Here is a 1,673-nt window from a genome sequence, read left to right as displayed (position 1 = left end):
TAGAGGCCGAGATGACGGCCGAGAGTGCCGCCGTCGGCCCGACCGACAGGTCGATGCCACCGGAGATGATGACCAGCGTCATGCCCAGCGCCAAACAGGCATTGATGCTCGACTGCTGCAGGATGTTGATCAGGTTGCGCTCGGCGAAGAAGCCGGGCACCAGCGTGCCGAATACTGCCAGGATCACGACAAGGCCGATCAGCGTGCCGGCGTCGCGCATGGAAACGCCGCGCAGGAATTCGGCGCGTGGTCGCACCAGAGTGGTATCCGACATATCCGTCACCTACTGCCTTGCCTGTTGCGCGGCCGGCGTTTGCGTTTGTGGGATGGCGTGCGCCGCGATCGCCTGTTCGCTGATATCGTCTCTGTGGAGTTCGGCCGCGATCGTGCCGTCGCGCATGACCAGCACGCGGTCGGCAAGCCGGATCACTTCGGGGAGTTCGGAGGAGACGACGATCACGGCATGGCCCTCGGCGGCGAGTTCCTCGATCAGATGATAGATCTCCGCCTTGGCGCCGACATCGATGCCGCGTGTCGGTTCGTCGAACAAGAGGATGCGCGTTCCCGCGGCCAGCCAGCGGCCGATGATCGCCTTCTGCTGGTTGCCGCCGCTGAACAGGCGGATCGGCCGGTCGAGCAGGAACGGGCGCAGATTGACGCGGCTCATCCTGTCGACCGCCACCTGTTTCAGCCTGGTGTGATCGATGACGCCGCGCGGCGCGAATACGTTCATCGAGGCCAGCGCCATGTTGCTGGTGATCGAGCGCAGCGGCACGATGCCTTCGCGCTTGCGCTCCTCCGGCACCAGGCCGATGCCGGCGGCAATCGCATCGCGCGGGCCGGCGAAGCGCGCCGCCTTGCCGTCGATTGCAATGGTGCCGGCCGTGGCGCGATCGGCGCCGGCCAGGAGCCGCAAAAGTTCAGTTCGGCCGGAACCGACCAGGCCGGCAATCCCCAGCACCTCGCCGCGATGCAGATCGAACGACACGTTGCGCACCTTCGTCGCCGAGGAGAGGCCACGCGCGCTCAGCATGACCTTGTTCGTGGCATGGGAATTATGGTGTTCCTGCGCCAGTTCGCGGCCGACCATCATCGCCACGACCGCTTTCTCCGACAGGTCTTTCAGATCGACGGAATCGACGACGACGCCATCGCGCATGATGGTGGCGCGCCGGCAGATGCCGAACACCTCATCCAGCTTGTGCGAGACATAGACGACGGCGACGCCATCGCGCGCCAAACCTGTAATGACTTGCGCGAGCCGTTCGAATTCGCTCGGCGTCAGGCTCGATGTCGGCTCGTCCATGGCGACGATGCGGGCGCGATCGAGCAATGCCCTGGCAATCTCGACAATCTGCCGCTGCGCCACCTTCAGGGTGCCGAGCGGGGCGGCTGGATCGATGGAAGGGTCGATGGCTGCAAGAGCCTCGGCGGCGCGGCGCTCCTGCTCTCTGCTGGCGACGAAGATGCCGCCGCGCGTCAGCGGATGGCCGAGGAACATGTTCTGGGCGACGCTGAGGCGCGGCACCTGCTGCAATTCCTGATGGATCATGGCGACGCCCGCAGCGCGCGCGGCAACCGGGTTGGCGAGTGTAACCGGCTTGCCGTCGATGAGGACGCTTCCCGCGGTCGGCCTGTAGACGCCAGACAGGACGCGCAGCAGCGTCGACTTG

At 65.8% G+C, this 1,673-nt stretch carries 1 protein-coding gene and 1 pseudogene; both read right to left on the bottom strand.

Annotation, left to right across the window (positions count from 1 at the left end; translation table 11 throughout):
- Positions 1-274 (bottom strand): annotated as a pseudogene (locus EN893_RS32805) (ribose ABC transporter permease); the annotation flags it as partial.
- 9 nt (positions 275-283) lie between these two features.
- A partial coding sequence (locus tag EN893_RS32800) for a sugar ABC transporter ATP-binding protein (protein ID WP_164901338.1) occupies positions 284-1,673 on the bottom strand: 1,390 nt, incomplete at its 5' end.

Origin of the sequence: Mesorhizobium sp. M7A.F.Ca.CA.004.04.2.1 (assembly GCF_004022825.1) — a bacterium.
In the GTDB taxonomy this organism is placed as follows: domain Bacteria; phylum Pseudomonadota; class Alphaproteobacteria; order Rhizobiales; family Rhizobiaceae; genus Mesorhizobium.
The sequence above is the reverse complement of the archived record's forward strand: the minus strand, read 5'-3'. Positions and strand labels throughout refer to the sequence as shown.